The organism is Pseudomonas sp. B40(2017), from assembly GCF_002112855.1.
Lineage (GTDB): Bacteria > Pseudomonadota > Gammaproteobacteria > Pseudomonadales > Pseudomonadaceae > Aquipseudomonas > Aquipseudomonas pharyngis.
Window position 1 is genome coordinate 293,367 of record NZ_NEIT01000009.1, and the last position, 17,906, is coordinate 311,272.

Consider the following 17,906-nt stretch of genomic DNA (forward strand, 5'->3'; position numbering starts at 1 on the left):
GTCAGGCCACCGCCCGGGACATGACGTACAAGGCGTCACGCACGGTCATCGAGTCGTCTTCGAGGGTGCGCAGGTGCACCCCCGCCACATTCGGTTGCGCATCGAGGCGCGCCGGAGCGTGCAGATAAACGTTGAAGGCGCGTTCGCTGGTGGAGGCTTGCAGTTGCCGTTCGCGACCGATCAACGCGCTGAGTGCCGCGTCGCTGTCGCTGCCGCCCACCGAACGCACCGACGACCAGCGCCCTTCCCTTGCCAGCAGCAACACGCTGCGTTGCGGCTCGGCGACGATGAACAGGAAGTCGCCGGCGTCGAGGCTTTTGTCGAAGCGGTTGAACGCGGTCATCAGGTACGGCTGCACCGAGCGCAGGCGCAGGCCGCGCCCCGTAACCAGCGTGCGCAGGCGTTCCAGCAGGTCCTGCGGCAAGGCACTGGCGATCCGGTCATGCCCGGCGGGCTCGGCCGACAGCACCAGGCTCCACGGTTGGGTCGGGGCGCCGAACAGGTCTTCGAAGCACAGTTGGGCGAAGCCGCGCAATTCTTCAGGGCTGCTGATCTGCTCGCTCCACGGCACCAGACAGAAGCGGCTGAAGTGGCCGGAGATCACCACGCTCAGCTCGGCACCGGCACGGGTGTGTTCGCCGAGCAGACGGTCGAGGGTGTCCAGCGCCACCGCGTAGCTCTGAAAGCCTTCGTCGATGTAGCCGACGCTGCCCAGCCACAGGGTGTCGCTGCCCCGGCGCTGGCCGAGGCCGACACCGCTGGCGCCGAGCACGGCGATAAATTGATCACGCGATAAAAGTGACACGATTGATCTCCTCCAGCGTGGTCCGACCGTGCTCCACCAGCTCCAGCGCCGATTCGCGCAACAGGCGCAAACCGCGGGCGCAGGCCAGGGCTTTGATCTGGGTGATGGGTTGGCGCTCGACGATCATCTGGCGCAGTTCGTCGTCCAGGTGCAGCAGCTCGGCAATCGCCGTGCGGCCGCGATAACCGCTGCCCCGGCAGTGGCCGCAGCCCTTGCCGTGGACGAAGTGGTAGTGATCGACTTTCTGTGGATCGAGGCCCGAAGCGCGCAGTTCTTCATCGCTCGGGTTGACCGGCGTGCTGCAACTGCTGCACACCAGCCGGATCAGGCGCTGGGCGAGAATCGCGTTGAGCGCCGAGACCAGGCTGTAGGGGTCGATTTCCATTTGGGTAAAACGACCGATCACGTCGAACACGTTGTTGGCGTGGATGGTGGTGAACACCAGGTGACCGGTGAGCGCCGATTGCACGGCGATCTGCGCGGTGTCCGGGTCGCGGATCTCGCCGACCATGATCTTGTCCGGGTCGTGACGCAGGATCGAGCGCAGGCCACGGGCGAAGGTCAGGCCTTTTTTCTCGTTGACCGGGATTTGCAGCACGCCGGGCAGCTGATATTCCACCGGGTCTTCGATGGTGATGATCTTGTCCACGCCGTGGTTGATCTCGGTGATCATCGCGTACAGCGTGGTGGTCTTGCCGCTGCCGGTGGGGCCGGTCACCAGCACCATGCCGTAGGGTTCGGCGGCGAGGCGACGCAGTTGGCGCAGGGTTTCGTCTTCAAAGCCCAGCGCTTGCAGTTGCACGCCGCAGACCTTGTCGGCCAGGTCCTGTTTGTCCAGCACCCGCAGCACCGCGTCTTCACCGAAGATGCTTGGCATGATCGAAACGCGGAAGTCGATCTGCCGGCCGCTGATGCCGATCTTGAAGCGACCGTCCTGGGGCACGCGTTTTTCGCCGATGTCCAGTTCGGCCATGACCTTGACCCGCGAGATCACCTGTTCGGCGAACTCGCTGCCCTGGATCTTGCCGATGTTGTTCAGCACGCCGTCGATCCGGTACTTGATCACCAGCCCCTGGCCGGTGGTGCCGAGGTGGATGTCGCTGGCGTGCATTTTCAGCGCGTCGTACAGGGTCGAGTTGACCAGTTTCACCACCACGCTCGAGTCTTCGCTGATGCTGGTCAGCGACAGGCTTTGCAGGGTGTCGGTCTCGCTGCCGGCATCGGCCTGGGCGTTGAGCGATTCGACGGCGTGGAAGCTTTCTTCGTGGCGGGCCAGATAGGCCTTGAGGTCGTCGGCGTGCACCAGGTACAGCGGCGCGCCGTGCAGGCATTCGTCGATCCAGGCCAGGCGCGCGGTGTCGAAGGGGTCGGCGAACACGCCGATGACTTCGTCGTTATGGCGCAGCAGGATGAATTCACGTTTGAGGCATTGCGCGAGGGTGACCCGGTCGAACACCGGGGTCGCCAGAAACAGCGTGTCGGTGTCGAGCACCGGGTAATGCAGGGTGGCGCCGAGGCTGGCAATGAACGGCATCGGCGCCAGTTCGCAGAGCACGGCCAGTGCATCGAGCACCCGTTCCCCGGAAGTGCTGGCCCGTGCCCGGGCCTGGGCCAGTTGCTCACTGGAAAAGCGTGACGGGGTCTGGGCCTCCAGCGGAGGATTGACCGACAGCGGTTCGACGACAACGGACAGACGATCCATGGCTTGCTCTCCAACACCCGGGGCTTGAGGCCCTGACGGCGCGGGAGGCGAATTCGGCGAGTGCCGGAACGTCTATCGCGCCATTACTCCCCGGTGAGCATTTGATCGTCGTCCGGTGCCATGACCTCCGACCGGTTTCGTCGGCGGTCCGCCAGCACCCAACTGCCATCGTACAACTGCAACGGGAAGCTCTCGGTCCTGCTCTGGCGTCGTTCGACAAAGCCTTCTGATGGGCTCGCACCGGGTTTCGCTTCGCGCTGGATCCCCAGAAGGTCGCAGACAGCTCGGGCCAGTTCCGCCAGTGGAAACGGTTTGAACAGGATGTGACTGACCCCCAGTTGCCGCGCCCGCTCACAGACTTCAGCGGTCGGGTGACCCGTTATCAGCACGAAATGACACGTCCTGTTCTGGCGGACCGCGTCGAGCACCTCGAACCCTTCCATATCGGGCAAGCGGTAATCGAACACCAGCACGTCGGGGGCGAAAGTCTCGGCCAGGCCGATTCCCTCTGCGCCGTCATGTGCAATCCGGACTTCCAGCCCTTGCGCCGACAGATAATCCTGAAGGTTCTGTGCAAGCAGCTGTTCGTCTTCGACAACCAGTACTTTGTTAACCAAGGTGGACTCCCTGAAACCTCAAGTGCCGGCAATTGAAATTCAATGAACCGAACCTGCTGGAGTGCGCCTCACAAGAGGTAACGCACACTTCATGCCAGGCTGAATGCCGGTAATTTTTTGTCTTCATGTCCTTGAATTGAATGGAAATGCCCGCTCGTCCCGGTACCCCGTTCCCCAGAAACGGGGAAGCACCTGAATGGGCATCGAAGCCATTCCCCACTATTGGGGGGGAACCTTCAGTCGTCGTCAATTCGTTCGATCCTGTTCTCTGCCCGTAATTGCGCGAGCACCTGACGACGAGCCTGGGTCTGTTGCTGTCGGGCGAGGTACGCCCTGACTGTTTCCAGCCCTTGCTCCTCTGGGACATCGGCCGCCTCCTTGTGGTTCTCGACAAAAATCAAATGCCAGCCGAACGGCGTGCGCACCGCTTCGCTGAGTTCACCAGGCTTGAGGGCAAACGCTGCCGTTTCGAAGGCCGGCACCATTTGCCCACGGGCGAAATACCCCAGGTCCCCGCCCTGGCTGGCGGTGACATCTTCCGATCCCGATTGCGCGACGCTAGCAAAGGTTTGCCCCCCTGCGATAGCCGCACGCATCTGCATCAAGCGTAGTCGCGCCGCTTCAACCGTGGCGGCATCGGCATCACCGGCAACCTTGATCAGAATGTGCCGGGCCTGCACTTGCTCCGGCGCGCCCATTTCAGCGCGGTGCTCCTCAAAAAACGCCCGCACCGTTTGCTCGTCCAGGGCCTGGACTTTAGTCAGCTCGGCAAACATCCGCTGCGCCGCCAGTTCACGGTGGGTGTACTCGGTGAACGAGGCCTCATCGAAACCGGCGTCCTGCAAACGCTGGAGGAATTTGTCGGTGCCGCCGATGGCGGTGCGGGTCTGTTCGACCTGTTCACGCACGGCTTGCTCATCGATTTTCACCCCGCGCTTGCGCGATTCCTGCCAGAGCAGTTCCTTGTCGATCAGCGTGTCCAGCGCGGCCTGACGCAGTTGTTTATAGGCCTTGGGATTGCGGATGCTCGCCACGGCGCGGCCCTGATCCTCCAGGTACTCGGCGAAAAAGCGTTCCAGGCGAAACTCGGAAATCGCCTCGCCGTTGACCCGGGCGGCCACCGGTTCATTGTTCGCCATTCCCACCGACAACCAGCCTGTCAGCAGCCAACACAGGGTTTTGAGCTTCATGATCAGGGCCTCCGGTCAGGGCGTGGCAATAATCGGTTTGTAGGGAGCGACCAGATAAAAACGCTGATCGGGCAAGTCAACGGTGACCACGTGCGCGCCGCTCAGGCCCAATCGTCGGCCGGGGCCGAAGCTCAGGCGCGGGGTCAGGCCGGTGTCGAAGTCGTGCAGGCCTTCAAGCGCCGCCACCAGTTTTTCGCGGCTGGCGTCGCGGCCGGCCTGCTTCATGCCTTCGCTGAACAACAGCATCGAGGCGTAGGCGCCGACTTGCAGCACCGCGTGCTGGGCGCCGAGGCCTTGATGCTCACGCAACAGCGTCAGCGCCATGCGCCCGGCCTGGGTCCAGTCGCTGGGCACGAACGGATACGCCAGAAACACCCGCCGGGAAAAACCCTCCGGCACTTGCAGCAGATCCCCCGCCACCTGGCTGGATGCGGCAAACAGGTATGGCACCTGCCCGGCATTCTGCAACCCGGCCGCCAGCCGGCTGAACCCACCGCCGTTGCCCAGGTAGAACACCGAGCGTGAGCCCAGCGGCAAGCTGTCCGCCGCCGGGTCGTAGGCCTGCAGATGGACTTTTTCCCAGCCGTGTTCCTGCAGATAGCGGCCAAGGGTCTGCGCCGCCAGCACCTGGGCCGGGTCATCGGGATAGGCAATCAGCGTCGGCCCTTGCAGCACCCGCAAGCTTGCGGTGGCGTAATCGGCCAGCGCGATCAGTTGCTCACGCAGCCCCGGCAGCGGTTCGAAAATCTGCGGGCTGGCCTGCACCGGGCCGAGCAACGACATGGCCCCGATCAGCGGCACGCCGGACTGCTCAAGGCGCGGCGCCAGTTCGCTGTCCAGCGCCGGGGCCAGCGGCGCGATCAGGGCGAAAACTTGCTCTTCCTCGATCAGCCGTTGCAGGGCCTGTTCGGCACTGGCGCGATCCGGGCCGGGATCGGCCACGGTCAGGCGCAACTGCCGGCCGTGAATGCCACCGGCCTGATTGATCCGCGCGACGCTGCCGTTGAGCACCGCCGCGATGGTGGCGCCCTCCTCGGCCAGCGGCCCGTGGCTGGGCAGCAAGGTGCCCAGGTGCAAGGTCTGGTCATCGAGCCCCGGATCGCGGTCATCGGCCAGACGCTTGAGGTACGCGGTGAGGTTGCGCTGATCCTTCATCGACAGCAGGAAGCGCGGCATGCTTGGGTCGAGGCGATTGTTGCCGGGGTCGCGACCCTGCTGGATCACCCGCGCCAGACTGCTGTCGGTGTAGGCCGGATAGTTGCGGCCGTTGATCTGTTGCTGGCCATGAATGCTGGTCAGCCGCGACCAGTTCAGTTCCGGCGGACGCACCCCGCCTTCGGGCCGGCCGAGGCCATCGGCGCCGTGGCAGTTGGCACACGGCAGGCTGGTGGCCGGCAGCAATACATCCGCCGCGCCGACCCGCGCCATGATCGGCTCGCCGCTGGCGGACAGGCCTTCGCGGTACAGGCGCTTGCCGGCGCTTTCTTCATCGGTCAGCGGCAACGCCGCCGCGCCGAGGCTGACGCCAGCGAGCAGGATCAGGGCGAGGACGCGGCCGAGGCTCATGGCGCGGACTCAGCGGCCGGCCACGGGCATTGTCAGCAGCTGCAAGCGCTGGGCAATGGCGGCGGCCGGGGCGTCGGGACGGATTTTGCTCCAGCGTTTGTTGGCCACATCGCCGACGATCAACTGGGTCGAGTGCTGTTCGGGCGTCGGCACGATCTGCCCGATGCGGCCCAGCACCAGCTCCATCTGCGCCTTGTCGCCGGTAAGGAAAAGCCAGTGAGGGTCATCGGCGCCCTGCTTCAAGGTGTAAGCCTTGAGCACCGCCGGCGTGTCGCGCAGCGGATCACTGGTAAGGGAAATGAAGGTGATGCCGTCGGCCTTGTCGCCCAGCAGCTCGCGGACTTCCTTGAGCTTGCGAGTGATCAGCGGGCAGGCGTCATTGCAACTGGTGAAGATCACGTTGAGCAGCACCACGCGGTTGTGCAGCGCATCGCTGTAGAAACGCTGGACGTCGCCGTTCTGATCCAGCAGCGGCGTGTCGGTGAACCAGGTTTTCGCATCATGGGTGCCTTTCGCCGGTGCGGGCGCAGCGCTGGTCGTTGTCGTTGCCGGTGCCGGTTGTTCGTGGCCTTCGTGAGCCAGGGCCATGGCGCTGAAAATCCAGAAACACACCGTCAGGGTGAGCCAGTCCAGGGTTCTCATGGTTGTTGCTCCATGGCAATCGCGGTGTGTTTGGCGTGGGTACGCAGGCCGCTGAGTTTCTCGACTTCCTTGGCCAGCAGTGCCGGATCGGTGAAGCCGTAATAGCGCGTCCAGTGGCGACTGTTGCCGTCACCGACGAGGATCAGCGGCTGGTGATTCTTGAAGTCGCCGCTGAAACTGCCGAGGCCCTTGAGTGTGGCGGTGATCGATTGCGGCGAACCGGTGAGCCAGCTCCAGCCCGGGCCTTTCTGGAAGGTGCGGGCGTAATCCTGCAAGCGTTTCGGGTCGTCGCGCTGCGGATCGATGCTGATCGACACCAGTTGCACTTCCGCGCCGACCCGGGCACCGAGCTGTTTCTGCACCTTGCCCATGATCGACGAGACCACCGGGCAGACCGTGGTGCAACTGGTGTAGATGAAACTCATGACCACGATCTTGTTGTGCACCAGATCCTGTTCCAGGTGCACGGTCTTGCCGTTCTGGTCGAGCAGCGGCACGTCGGCGAACTTGACCTGGGCGTGCTCCTGGCTGTTGGCGGCCGGTGCCGTGTGCCCGGCATGCTCGTCCGCCGAGTGGGCGCTGGCCTGCTGGATACCGACGGCCAACAGGCACAGGGTCAGCAGGCCACGGGATGCAAATCGGTTCATGGTCGTTTCCTCGTCACTGAGTCTGGCCGGGCAGCACCCGGACACTGGCAAAGGTCTTGTCGTCGAAACCGGCGCCCAGCGAGGCCGCGCGCACATGCAGATACCAGGCGCCGCTGCGGTCGAGGGTCACCGGCGCTTCGTACACGCCGTCGGCGACTTCCAGTGCCGCCACTTCGCGGGGCCGGGAAGTCGGGGCGAGGAAGTAGCGCAACTGCACGTCGGTCACGCCGCTGCGCTGGATTTTCTGTTTGCCCTGGACGATGCGAAAGCGCACCACGTAGGGGTCGTTGAGGGCCACGGCGGTCTTGTCCAGCAGGAACTCGACTTTGGGCGCTCCCACATGTTTTTCAGGCACGCCGTCGGACGCCACCTGGGCGCTGAAGCAATGAATGATGTTCGGCTGGTTGAGCAGGAACGCCACGTCGAAGCGCCCCGCCGCCGGCAGCTTGACCCGGGCGCTATAGAGCCCCGGCGACACTTCGCGCAGGCTGCGGTCGATCACCAGCGCAGCACGGGCGATCTGCCCGCGGTTGGGGTAACCGGACATCGGCGCGTTCATGCCTTCGGCGTAGAAATAGGTGGTGTTGTCCACCGGGTTGACCACGAACACCGCGTTGTCATCGCGCGATACCGCGAGGCTCGACGCCAGCGGCAGATCCCCGGCCAGCCGTGGCGGCTGCGGCCCGGCTTCGAAACCCTGGGTAATCGGCTGACGCCCTTCGCCCAGCGAAGACAGGTTGATCATGGTGACTTTCGGCGAAGCCAGTCCACGCACGTAGGCATAGGCCTGGGTGAACACCACTTGATAGGGTTCGGCCGAGACTTCCAGATCATGGATCGCCGAATCGTTGGCCGCATCGATCACCGTGGCGCGGTTTTCCACCGTGTTCAGCACCACGCCAAAACGGCCGTCGGCGCTGAAGCCCATCGGGCCGAGGCCCTGTTGCAGCTTGATCACCCGGCGGACGGCGCGGCTGTTGCTGTCGATCACCGTGACGGTGCCGTCCTTGCCATCGGCCACGTACACCGCGCCGGACAGCGGCGAGTAGGCCACCGACAGCGGGCTGGAGCCGGTCTTGACCTGTTGCAGCAGGCTCAGGCTGGCGATGTCGATAACGCTGAGGGTGCCGTCGTCGCGGTTGCTGACGAAGGCGAAACGGCTGTCCTTGCTGAACGTGATTTCGTGGTGGCCGCGACCGGTCGCCAGGTGCTTCAGCGGTTTGAGGCTCTGGGTGTCGATCACCGTGACCCCGGACTCTTCAGCCTTGCTCGCGTTGTTGCCGACCCACAGCAGACGCTCGTCCGGTTGCAGCGCGACCCGCACCGGTTGGCTGCCGGCGGCCACCGAGTCGATGACCTTGAATTGCTCGCTGTCGATCACCGCCACTTCCCCCGCCGTCGGCATCGACACGAAGACCTTTTTGTTGTCCTTGGGCGTGACCCAGTCCATCGGCGATTGCTTGAGTTCGATCCGCGCCAGGGTGCTGGTAATGCCGCCGACCGAGACGGACGGATCAACCACCGAAACACTGGCATCGCGGTTCATCACCAGCAGGAAATAGCTGTTGAGGTCGAGCAGCGGCCGCGCGCCGATGTTGGACTTGAGGAACGTGCCGACCCGCGACTTGCAGCTCTGGTCACGGCCCTGGGCCTGGTCGGCGGCGACGGCTTGCGGATCGATCCATGCCCCCGGCGCCACACCGGACAACGGCTGGCCGGAGGCGCCGTCGGTGACGCGAAACTGCACGTCGGCAAACTCGCCCTCACGCAGCTGGCCGTCGCTGGCCAGCGGCTTCAGATCGAAGGCGATCGACACACCGTCGCGGGTCAGCACCTGCCCGGCGCCGGTTTGCGCCAGGGCAATCTCGCTCAGCGTGAGCAGCGCGCCGGCCATCGCCAGCAGGCAGACGCCGATGATGTTGATGATCCTGTTCATGTCGCTCTCCCCTACAAATCCTGTCCCCACCTGTGGGAGCGGGTTCACCGGTTCCCACAGGTCGCGCATTGGCACCTACTGAGCAGGCGGCGCCGGCTCCGGCTCATTGGTCACCCGCAGCAATCCCCACAGCCCCGAGGTGTTGCCATAGGCGGCGTAATCGCGGAACAGGTAGTCCCCCGGTATCGCGTTGCTGCCCCCGGCGCTCGGGATCATGAAGCTGAAGTGCGCCGCCGGCAGGATGCTTTCGTGAGCGCCGATGTACATCGACATCGGGTTGTAACCGAAGCGCACCGAACCCACGCCCGGCGTGCCCATCGGGTAGCCGCCGGTGTCGCTCTTCTCGGCCTGGAACGGGTTGAGCGACCAGACGTGTCCGTCGAGCTGGAACGTCGTGCCGCGACTGCCGCCGCTCGGCATCAGAATGTGCGTACGCAACGGCTGACCTGGTTTGGCATACAGCACCGGCGTCTGCGGATCGCCCCCCACCAGCGCATTGCTGTAGGCCATGTGCGCGTTGGTCATGTCGCCGTAACCCGCGCCATCGGCATGACCGAACGGCGCATCCGGGGCGAGGCCGAAGCGGTACCACAAAGGTTCGGTCTTGTAGTTGATCGCCATGCTCGAGTTGTCCTGCGGATCGGTCGGCACACCGAAGCCCTCGGCCGCGATGCCTTCGACCGGCCGGCCATTGGCCCAGCGAGTGTTCAGCGCCTTGTGCCAGACCATCGCGAAGTCGCGGTAAGTCGTCTGCCCCGGTGCGGTGACCGTGGCGTTGACCTTGCGCGCATCGTCGACCCAGGTCGCGCCGATCGGCAGGATGCTCATCGCCCCACCCAGACCTTTTTGCGGTTGCTTGATCACATCCGCCGGGGTGAAGTTCAGGCCACCGAACTCCACGGCCGTGGCGTTGATGTTGTCGACACTGCGCCCCAGTTGCGTGACCGGTTTGCCTTCACGCTCCAGGTGCCCGGCGTAGTACTGATAGGTACGGGTCGGGTAGGCGCCGCTGCTGCCCACCCGGGGCGGGACGGTCTGGACCGGGTTGGCGCCGACGTTGGTGCCGTCGGATTTGGTGATGTCGTAGGCCAGCAGTTGGGCGTGCAGCCCCACGTGGCTGGACGGCCGCATCAGGTTGTTGCTGAAGGTGGTCGAGCCCAGGCCGCTGTTGCGATCGCGCTTGACGATGCCCTGCATCACGGCGGTCTGGGTCAGGTCGGGCATCACGCTCGGCAGACGGTTCTCCAGGGTGATATTGATGCAGTCCCCGGCCGCTGCGCGCAGCACCAGCGGTTCGACCGGAATGCCGGGTTTGAGCTTGCCGCTGACCGGATCGAGGTCGGATTTGCGCACGTACAGGATCGCCGTCGGATCATGCAGCGGCCCGCTCTGGCCACCAATGGTGATGGTTTCGCCGTCTTCCGGATCAGTCACCGTGACCTGCGGGATACTCACCGTGCGCGAGTTCAGCACCAGGGTGCCGCCCGCCGGATTCAGCGGCCCGCCGACATGCTGACCGAGCCCGGCCGAATCGCCGATGCTCAGGCCCAGCGAATTGCCGAGGATGTCGTTGGCCAGCGCCGCCACCACTTCATAGTTGCGCTGCACCGTCGGCCGGGTGCCGATGCCGTTGGGGTTGGCGCTGATCCGTGGGCAGCTGCCTTCGAACGCCACGGTGTTGCGCATGCCGGCCGGACTCGGGTTGTTGGGGATGGCGAACAGGTCATTGCGTTTGGCCGTGTAGTTGCGCATCACGCCCCAGATCCCGCTCCAGTAGCCTTCGATCGAAGCGTCCATCGAGTACAGATAGTCACCGGTGGTCGCCGCAGAGCTGGAGAGCATCGACACCGGTGCGATGAAGCCCATCTGTTCGGAGATGCCGATCATCTGCGAGGCGCGCCAGCCTGAGTTGGAGCTGTTGCCGAAACCGGAACCGCTCTGCAGCCATTTCACACCGTGCAGGGTGACGTTGTGCTCTTCCTCGTGGCCGCCGGCATGCACCCGCAGGCGCACGTTGTCGCCGGTGTAGGTACGCAGCATCGGGGTGAACGGGTCGCCCGGCTCGCTGCCGCCCTTGTTGATGTGCGGCGGGAACAGCGTGGTGCCGCCGGTCGGGCCGGTGGCAGCCGTCACCAGGTTCGGCGCCAGATTCATCGCCGGGATCGCCCGGTCGGTACGGCTTTGCATGGCATAGGCCAGATCGCCGCCGAGGCCGTCGGCCTGCATGCCGCGCTTGCCGTCCGGGCCGACCTTGTTCGGATCGTAGACCCGCAGGGCCAGCGGCTCGTTGCGATAGTTGACGACGAACATGCCCGGATCATCCACGGAGATCGCTTGCGGGCAAGGCCGGCTCGGGCAACCCGGCACCTGACCGCCCTGCACTTCCAGCACGCCTTCGAGCAGGGTGCTGGCGTTGTTGCGCACCGGCGGATTGATCGCGTAGCGGAAGCTGTCGGCGGTGGCCGGGAAGGCTTGCGGATTAGGCACGCCGTTGGGGCCGGCGCCCACGTACACACCGGCTTCATAGGCGTGCTGGAAGTCGCTGTATTCGAGGAAGAACTCACGGAAGCTGTCGTTCTTGCCGTCGCCGTCGAGGTCGCCGGTGTTGATCACCGCCTGCCACGAAGTCGGCCCGCCGTCCTGGCGCGCGCCGCTGTACAGAGGCTCGCCGGTTTCGGCGTGGAACCAGGTGGAACCGGCCGGTTCCGCCAGCACCGTGGCATACAGTCCGATCTGCTGGTGAGTCGATGGGCCGAGGTGGTCGTGGGTGAAGATGGTGCCCAGCCCGCGATCCACGCCCTTGGCGTTGACCACCGGGTCGACGAACCAGCGCTGCATGGCCGTGCGTGCGCCCATCCAGTCACTGCGCCCGAACTGGCCGAAGAACGGATGCGCCTTGGCTTTCGGGCACGCCTGGGTGCCGTCGCGCGGGTCGCTGCTCTCGCACTGGTTGAATTCGCGGATCGCGTGAATGCGTTCCTGAACAGCGCCTGGAGAGAGCACGCCGTCCTCGTAGTTCCAGCCGTTGGAGGAACCGTCGGCGGCCGTCAGGTCCCATTTCGGCAGGTGAATGTGCTGGCCGATCACGTCGGTCGGCGTGCGCACCTGATAGTCGTCCATCTCGTAGGTGGCGGGCACCAGGTTGGTTTGCTGGTATTGCACGCAGTCGAAGGTGTTCATGCGCATTACCAGCGGCTCTGGCGGACGCTGCTTGGTGATCACCGGCCAGGCGTCTTCCCACAGCGCCAGAATCCTCGCTTGCGGGAAGTGATAGCCGACCTTGTTGTAGACCGCGTCGAACTGAATGTTGGCGGCCTTGTAGATGCGCGGGCGGTCGGCGGTGAAGGTCGAGGCGCCGACGAAGGACATGCCGTCCAGCCGATCGCCGCTGGCGAATTCACCGCTGCCGGCGCTGCTGGTCAGGCGTTTTTGCCGGTCGTCCATGCACGGTTCGTAGTACGGCGCGCCGGCAATCGGCAAGGCGCCGTTGGTGCGGAAGGCCTTGGCCACGATCTGGTTGCCGGGCAGTAAGGCAAAGCTTGGGTGATCCTTTTTCGCGTGGAACGCCATCGCGGCCTGTTCCACTTCGGTGCCCTCTTCGGGCAGGTAAATCGGTTTGGCGCGGGTGACTTCCTTGGAGAAGTCCAGCGAGGTGGTCACGGTGTGCGCCTCGCCTCCGGCCGACACCCCGTCGAGGGTGTGACGCTGCAAGCCGCCGTCCCAGCCGCCGGACTGATTCGGATCGAGGTTGGCCCACAGCGCTTTGCCGCTGGCTTTCAACGATTGCGCGGTGGCGGCGTCGAGCATGTCCAGCGGTGGGGTTGGCGGACGCTGACCTACCGAACTTTCCATGCCGCCGATCCAGAACGGATAGCCTGGGTTTTTCAGGCTGCCGTCGGCGTTGCGGTTGGCTTCGCTGCGATCGACCAGTGCCAGGGAACCGATGGCTTGCGATCCACCGTTACCGCCGTGGTGTTCGCCGTCGTCATCGCCCTCTTCTTCCTCATCGTCGTCATCGTGGCCGGCGACCAGGGTTTCGCCGATTTTCGGCACCACCACCACTTTGCCCGGCATCGGCGCCATGGCTTTGCCGGGCAGCGGCACGACGGCAGGAATCGGCGTGCCGGCAATGATCTCGCCATCCGGCAAGGCGCGGGCACCGGCGGCCGGTTTACCGCTGCGCAGGGCGTAAGGTTCGCTGTGATAACCATCGGCGCCCTGTTGCGAGACTTCCAGCCGGGTGCCTTCTTCGAACACATCGTGCACCCGCCACATCGACCACATGCCCTGTGCGAAATGCGGGTAGAAGTGGCAGTGATAGATCGCATCGCCGGCCACCCGGTTGCGGTTGCCGGAACCACCGTTGGCGATTTCGTAGGTATAGCCGGCGCCCGGACCGATGCCTTGAGCGTCGACGTAATCGGAGTTGTCGTCATTGGGGTTGAACAGCCACTGATGGCCGTGCAGGTGGAAAATGTGCTGCTCGTGACCATTGTGGGTGTTGCGGAATTTGACGAAGTCACCGATGTAGCTGTGGTTGACGTTCGACGGCTCCGACGGATACAGGGCCATGGTGGCCTTGACGCCAACCTGATCGGCGCTCGGTGTCTGGCCAGGGGCGATGTTCTCAAGCCCGGTATTGGCTGGCACGTCCACCAGCATCGCCACGTCACCGACGGTGTGCGAGCTGAGGAAGAATTCTTCGTATGCGCACGACAGGCAATCGTGCATCGGCCCCACGCCGAGGCGGTTGGCGACCACTTCGGCGCCCATGCCGCCGGAACCGTAGTTGATCATGAACGAGTCGCGGGTCGGCTCCAGCACATGGGCCATGACCGGGTCGGCCCAGTAGGCGGGGAATGCCTGGGTGGCGGCGGTTTCGTCCTGGAACTGCGAGGCGAAATCGCGAAACGGCTCGAGGCGGTTGGGGATCGCCGGGTTGCGTTTGCCCACCGATTCCAGCGGATAGGTGCTGGGGGCAAAACTGCCATCGGCATTGCTGCCCATGACGATCGCGTCGCTTTCGCTGGAGATGATTTCGTTGCCGTCGACCATGCTGATGATCGGCGTGCCGGCCTTGCCTTCACGCAGCCACGGTTCGCGCTGCGGGTAGCGGGCCTGGTAATCGACGATGGGGTGACCGGCCGGTGTACGGCCGGTGGTGGCCAGACGCATTTCTTCTTCGGTGAGGGTGTTGCGATAGGTACGTCCCGATTTCGGCACCACCACGACCTGACCGAACAGGCCATTGGCAGTGTTGCCGGCCGCGCCTTCCCCACCGAATGTCGCGCCACGGCTGCTGACGGCAAACGCCCCTTCGCGCTCGGCGTACAGCACGTACGAACGGCTCGCGCCCGGCGGCACCAGGGTGTTGGCGTTACGCCCGGTGTAGGAGGAAATGTCATCGATACTGTTCACCGCTTGCAGGCCGTTGACCTGGAAGCCGACATGGCGGTCGGCGACCTGCTCGTCGACCTTGAAGGCATCGGCGCCACCGGGGTTCACGGTGCCCTCCTCGCCTTCAGGCCCTTCGAAGTGCTTGTTCGGGTTGGCCTGATAATCGAGCAGGTTCTGCAGGTTGATCGTCAGGCAATCACCGGCGGCGACCCGCAGCACCAACGGCCGTGGACGCTTGTCCGCACGCAGCGAGACCTTGCCCGGCACCGCGCTGCCGCCATAGGCCAGCGAGACATCGTGCTCATCGACCACATCGCGGCGCAGGGCGTACATCATGCCGTTGGCATTTTGCGCACCGAGGCGGTTGAACATCAGCGGTTGATCGAAGGCGACCACATTGGCCACCAGATTGCGCTCGCAGCGCACGGCGGCGCTGGCCAGTTCGACGCTGAGCATCGAGACCAGCAACAGCAGCCAGTTCAACAGGGGCGGAGCGTGGTGAATGCCAACCATGATCGGAAACCTCGTAGTGGGTGCTCACAGGGAACGATTCTCGTTAAAGCCCTGAGAGCAATCCGCATGCCACAAAAAATTGCCTTCCATCTCAATCAGTTACACAGGTCACTTGAGAATGCGGGGGATATTCCCCACCCGTTTCCCCACTTTTCCGGGCCCCTTGGGTTTGCCCCGATAGTGGGGAAAGCCGGGGCTGGACCTACAAAGGTTCGTCAACCGCCAGCCCCTGCAAGCGCCGGTACTGACGCAAAACGCTCGGGACGTAACGCTGGGTTTCGGCGAACGGCGGGATCACCCGGCCCCGGCTGAGCACCGCGTCAGGCCCGGCGTTGTAAGCGGCCACGGCCAAGGCGATGTCGTTGTCGAACAGGGTCATCAGGCGCTTGAGGTACTTGGCCCCGCCCTGGATGTTTGCCTTGGGGTCGTAGACGTCTTTCACCCCCAGCTCGCGGGCGGTGTCGGGCATCAATTGCATCAGTCCGCCGGCGCCCTTGGGCGAGGTGGCGCCGGGGTTGTAGTTGGATTCGGACTTGATCACCGCGTGCAGCAAGGCTTCGGGCAGGTGATTGGCGCTGGCCGCCGCTGACACCAGCTCCGCGTAGGGCTGGTTGGCGATCAATTGCGGTTGCCGGTCAAGGCTGACCAATGGCGCATCGGCTTCGCGGATCACCCGCTCGTAAGTGCGTCCGGGACGGTGGACGTTCGACAGCACGTAGCTGCCCTTGGCGTCCATGGAAACGAAGACATCGGCTTGCGCGGCACCGACCGACAGCACGCAGCCGAGCAGTCCTGCAGTGAATGAATGGATCATTGGGCCTCCCCTGACAGGCCCCGAAAAATTGGGGGAAATGCCCCACTGACCCGTCGTTGATCAGCCGTACGCAAGCACTGTGCCGACTCTTGAAAAGCCCGTAATACAAGGGCTTCAGCCCGACCGCCGAATTTATCGGGGGCTGAGCATGGCAATTGCATAAGCCCTTGTGGCGACACGGCTGCCACTCACGGGAGGTCATCATGAAGCTGCATTTTCGTCCGCGTGCCCAACGCGGTTTCACCCTGCTCGAATTGCTCGTGGTGCTGGTGGTGCTCGGCCTGTTGGCCGGGATCGTCGCGCCCAAATATTTCGCCCAGCTGGGGCGTTCCGAAGTGAAGGTCGCCAAGGCGCAGATCGAAGGCCTGAGCAAGGCGCTGGATCTGTACCGGCTGGAGGTCGGCCATTACCCGTCCACCGAACAGGGCTTGCAGGCGCTGGTGACCGCACCGAGCGACGAAGCCAAATGGACCGGCCCGTACTTGCAGAAAAAACTGCCGCAGGATCCGTGGGGCCGTAGCTACACCTACCGCTATCCCGGCGAAAACAGCGAGTACGACCTGCTCTCGATGGGCAAGGACGGCCAGCCCGGCGGCGAAGGCGAAAATGCCGAAGTCACCAACTGGCAATAAGCGGAGCACACGGCATGCGATTTCAACTCAAAGCAGTGGGCAAGGCCGGGGTGGTATCGCTGAGCGTCGAGGCGCCGGGCCAGAGCGAAGCGCGGCGCATCGCCGAGGATCAGGGCTTGCGCGTGGTCAGCCTGCATGCCGAGCGCCACTGGCGTTCGTTGCGCCTGAGCAAGCGTGAGAACTTCAACCTGGTGCTGTTCAGCCAGGAGCTGACCACCCTGCTCAACGCCGGCCTGCCGCTGATCGATGCGCTGGAAAGCCTGGCCGAAAAAGAAACCGCCCCCGCCGCCCGCAAAACCTTGAGCGAGCTGGTGCGGCTGCTGTACGAGGGCAAATCCTTCTCCCAGGCACTGGGCCAGTTGTCGGCGGTGTTCCCGCCCTTGTACGTGGCGCTGGTGCAGTCCAGCGAGAAGACCGGCGCGGTCGGCGATGCGCTGGGCCGTTACGTGAGCTATCGCCAGCGCATGGACGAGGTGCGGCAGAAGATCGTCAGCGCTTCGATCTACCCACTGCTGTTGCTGGTGGTCGGCGGTGGTGTGGTGCTGTTTTTGATGGGCTACGTGGTGCCGCGCTTCAGCCTGGTGTTCGAAGGGCTGGGCTCGAACCTGCCGTGGCTGTCGCAGATCCTGATGAGCAGCGGCATGTTTTTGCACGCCCATCAGGGTGAGTTTTTCGGCCTGTTGGCGACGATCGTCATCGCCCTCGCCGTGCTGCAGAAACAACCGGCGTTTCGCCGTGGGCTGGATCGGCTGGTGGAGAAACTGCCCGCCGTGCACCAGCGGATTTTCATGTATGAGCTGGCGCGGTTTTACCGGTCGCTGGGGATTCTGCTGCAAGGCGGGATTCCGCTGGTGACCGCCATGGGCATGGTGCGCGGCCTGCTCACCGTGGCCTCGCGAGCGCGGCTCGATCAGGCCTGCGAGCGGGTGCGCGAGGGGCAGTCGCTGTCCACCGCGCTGGAGCTCAATCATCTGGTGACGCCCGTGTCCCTGCGCCTGCTGCGCGCCGGTGAACAGTCCGGCAACCTCGGGCAAATGATGGAACGCAGCGCCGACTTCTACGACGAGGAAATCAGCCGCTGGATCGAGTGGTTCGTGCGTCTGTTCGAACCGCTGCTCATGACCTTCATCGGCCTGTTGATCGGGGTGATCGTGATCCTGATGTACATCCCGATCTTCGAACTGGCTTCGAGTATCCACTGACCTCGGGAACGGGTCGGATCACACGCAACAAGCCACATCCACGTTCCCAACCAAGACAACAAAGACGGAGAACGATATGCACATTCAAAAGCTCGTGCTCGCAATGGCCATCGGCGCAGTCCTGTCGGCGTCTACCGTACTGATTCCGGACAGCCTGTCCGGGGTGTCGACTGTTCTGGCCAAGGATGGGGGAAGTGGTGGTGGCGGCGGTGGTGGAGGTAGTGGCGGAGGCGGTGGTAACGG

Annotated in this window: 12 protein-coding genes; 2 read left to right on the plus strand and 10 right to left on the minus strand. The window is 64.3% G+C overall.

What is annotated here, in order from left to right; translation table 11 throughout:
- Position 1 precedes the first annotated feature (1 nt).
- The 10 genes from CAF76_RS25550 to CAF76_RS25595 form a co-directional block, all read right to left on the minus strand.
- Entirely contained in the window at positions 2-805 is an 804-nt protein-coding gene (locus CAF76_RS25550) for a hypothetical protein (RefSeq protein ID WP_085648786.1), read from the minus strand.
- Complete coding sequence (locus tag CAF76_RS25555; RefSeq protein WP_085648785.1) at positions 786-2,507, minus strand: GspE/PulE family protein; 1,722 nt, start codon at positions 2,505-2,507, stop codon at positions 786-788. The genes CAF76_RS25550 and CAF76_RS25555 overlap by 20 nt, the downstream gene beginning before the upstream one ends.
- Positions 2,508-2,590: 83 nt before the next feature.
- Positions 2,591-3,124, minus strand: a complete 534-nt coding sequence (locus tag CAF76_RS25560; RefSeq protein ID WP_039769033.1) for a response regulator — start codon at positions 3,122-3,124, stop codon at positions 2,591-2,593.
- Between the two features lie 236 nt (positions 3,125-3,360).
- Positions 3,361-4,314: a peptidylprolyl isomerase gene (locus CAF76_RS25565; protein ID WP_085648784.1), complete on the minus strand. Its 954-nt coding sequence runs from the start codon at positions 4,312-4,314 to the stop codon at positions 3,361-3,363.
- Positions 4,315-4,329: 15 nt separating this feature from the next.
- Positions 4,330-5,880: an ABC transporter substrate-binding protein gene (locus CAF76_RS25570; RefSeq protein ID WP_085648783.1), complete on the minus strand. Its 1,551-nt coding sequence runs from the start codon at positions 5,878-5,880 to the stop codon at positions 4,330-4,332.
- Positions 5,881-5,889: 9 nt separating this feature from the next.
- The gene (locus tag CAF76_RS25575; protein WP_085648782.1) at positions 5,890-6,522 is read right to left on the minus strand and encodes an SCO family protein; all 633 of its coding nucleotides are present in this window, start codon (positions 6,520-6,522) and stop codon (positions 5,890-5,892) included.
- On the minus strand, positions 6,519-7,169 hold the full coding sequence (locus tag CAF76_RS25580; RefSeq protein ID WP_007956112.1) for an SCO family protein: 651 nt from the start codon (positions 7,167-7,169) through the stop codon (positions 6,519-6,521). Before CAF76_RS25580 ends, CAF76_RS25575 begins: the two co-directional genes overlap by 4 nt.
- A 13-nt stretch (positions 7,170-7,182) precedes the next feature.
- Positions 7,183-9,105, minus strand: a complete 1,923-nt coding sequence (locus CAF76_RS25585; protein WP_085648781.1) for a YncE family protein — start codon at positions 9,103-9,105, stop codon at positions 7,183-7,185.
- Positions 9,106-9,180: 75 nt separating this feature from the next.
- Positions 9,181-15,015, minus strand: a complete 5,835-nt coding sequence (gene mnxG, locus CAF76_RS25590; RefSeq protein ID WP_085648780.1) for a manganese-oxidizing multicopper oxidase MnxG — start codon at positions 15,013-15,015, stop codon at positions 9,181-9,183.
- Between the two features lie 202 nt (positions 15,016-15,217).
- The gene (locus CAF76_RS25595) at positions 15,218-15,829 is read right to left on the minus strand and encodes a lytic transglycosylase domain-containing protein (RefSeq protein WP_085648779.1); all 612 of its coding nucleotides are present in this window, start codon (positions 15,827-15,829) and stop codon (positions 15,218-15,220) included.
- A 203-nt stretch (positions 15,830-16,032) separates the two neighbouring features.
- On the opposite strand from CAF76_RS25595, the gene gspG reads away from it, so the two are divergent.
- Together gspG and CAF76_RS25605 are read left to right on the plus strand one after the other, a co-directional pair.
- Positions 16,033-16,461, plus strand: a complete 429-nt coding sequence (gene gspG, locus CAF76_RS25600; protein WP_085648778.1) for a type II secretion system major pseudopilin GspG — start codon at positions 16,033-16,035, stop codon at positions 16,459-16,461.
- 14 nt (positions 16,462-16,475) lie between these two features.
- A complete protein-coding gene (locus CAF76_RS25605) occupies positions 16,476-17,663 on the plus strand; it encodes a type II secretion system F family protein (RefSeq protein ID WP_085648777.1) in 1,188 nt (395 codons plus the stop codon).
- Positions 17,664-17,906 lie beyond the last annotated feature (243 nt).

Excerpts from the sequence above, each read along its gene's own strand:
- CAF76_RS25555 (WP_085648785.1), bottom strand. The coding sequence starts at position 2,507 with ATGGATCGTCTGTCCGTTGTCGTCGAACCGCTGTCGGTCAATCCTCCG.
- CAF76_RS25565 (WP_085648784.1), bottom strand. The coding sequence starts at position 4,314 with ATGAAGCTCAAAACCCTGTGTTGGCTGCTGACAGGCTGGTTGTCGGTG.
- CAF76_RS25570 (WP_085648783.1), bottom strand. The coding sequence starts at position 5,880 with ATGAGCCTCGGCCGCGTCCTCGCCCTGATCCTGCTCGCTGGCGTCAGC.
- CAF76_RS25575 (WP_085648782.1), bottom strand. The coding sequence starts at position 6,522 with ATGAGAACCCTGGACTGGCTCACCCTGACGGTGTGTTTCTGGATTTTC.
- CAF76_RS25580 (WP_007956112.1), bottom strand. The coding sequence starts at position 7,169 with ATGAACCGATTTGCATCCCGTGGCCTGCTGACCCTGTGCCTGTTGGCC.
- CAF76_RS25585 (WP_085648781.1), bottom strand. The coding sequence starts at position 9,105 with ATGAACAGGATCATCAACATCATCGGCGTCTGCCTGCTGGCGATGGCC.
- mnxG (WP_085648780.1), bottom strand. The coding sequence starts at position 15,015 with ATGGTTGGCATTCACCACGCTCCGCCCCTGTTGAACTGGCTGCTGTTG.
- CAF76_RS25595 (WP_085648779.1), bottom strand. The coding sequence starts at position 15,829 with ATGATCCATTCATTCACTGCAGGACTGCTCGGCTGCGTGCTGTCGGTC.
- gspG (WP_085648778.1), top strand. The coding sequence starts at position 16,033 with ATGAAGCTGCATTTTCGTCCGCGTGCCCAACGCGGTTTCACCCTGCTC.
- CAF76_RS25605 (WP_085648777.1), top strand. The coding sequence starts at position 16,476 with ATGCGATTTCAACTCAAAGCAGTGGGCAAGGCCGGGGTGGTATCGCTG.